The organism is Oleiphilus sp. HI0043, from assembly GCF_001634935.1.
Genome location: NZ_LWEY01000672.1, coordinates 1 through 759 on the forward strand (window position 1 = coordinate 1; position 759 = coordinate 759).

The window sequence follows — 759 nt, forward strand, 5'->3', positions numbered from 1 at the left end:
GAACTTTGAGCATTGTTGTTGTATTAGTTGTTTTAATTCTAATCGGGTTATTAGTTAGTCGTATCTTTACGAATCATAGAAACAAAGCTAATACCATTTGCTCTAATTGTGGTCATAACTTTGAGAGTACAACTGGAAAGTTAATTAAAGTATTAAGAGGCCCATCTCCTCTTTAAAATTAAACGAATGAATAAGGAAGTTCAATGAAAGCAAAAGTAGCAGTATTTGGATCATTAAGGTTTCCTCCAGATAATACCGAAAAAGTATTACCACACTTAAATGCTTTAGTTCGTAGCACTCACGAAAATGATGGATGCATTGCGTACGATGTTGCGGAAGATCCATTCGATAAGGGCTTAATTCGTTTTTCAGAGTTGTGGCCGAATCGTGAGAGCTTAAATGATCACCTAAGTGCGCCGCACATTAAACCATGGCGAGAGCAGGCTAAAAAATATGGGTTATCTGAGCGCGTATTTAATTCGTGTGATTTGTTATCAGACTCTGTTGCGGTATAGCCTCTAGTCACATAACCAATTATGCCAGCACCACCCATATAGTGCCTCGAACTGGGCTCTGTGTCGTTACATTTTCTGCTGATCACCTCTTGCCTGCTTTTTAAGCGTTATCGATTTAAGGCTCGTCTAATAAAATCGTCATGATCGTACTTATGTTGTTAGTTAAACCGCCCTCGAATATAGGGTTATGACGTTGATTAGATTCATTTACACCTGTATAGCGAGCTCGCACCGTCTTTTGGTG

General features: G+C 38.9%; 1 protein-coding gene. It reads left to right on the plus strand.

From position 1 onward, the window contains the following. Positions 1–203 precede the first annotated feature (203 nt). Entirely contained in the window at positions 204–515 is a 312-nt protein-coding gene (locus A3729_RS08100) for a putative quinol monooxygenase (RefSeq protein ID WP_068509848.1), read from the plus strand. The last annotated feature ends 244 nt before the right edge of the window (positions 516–759 follow it).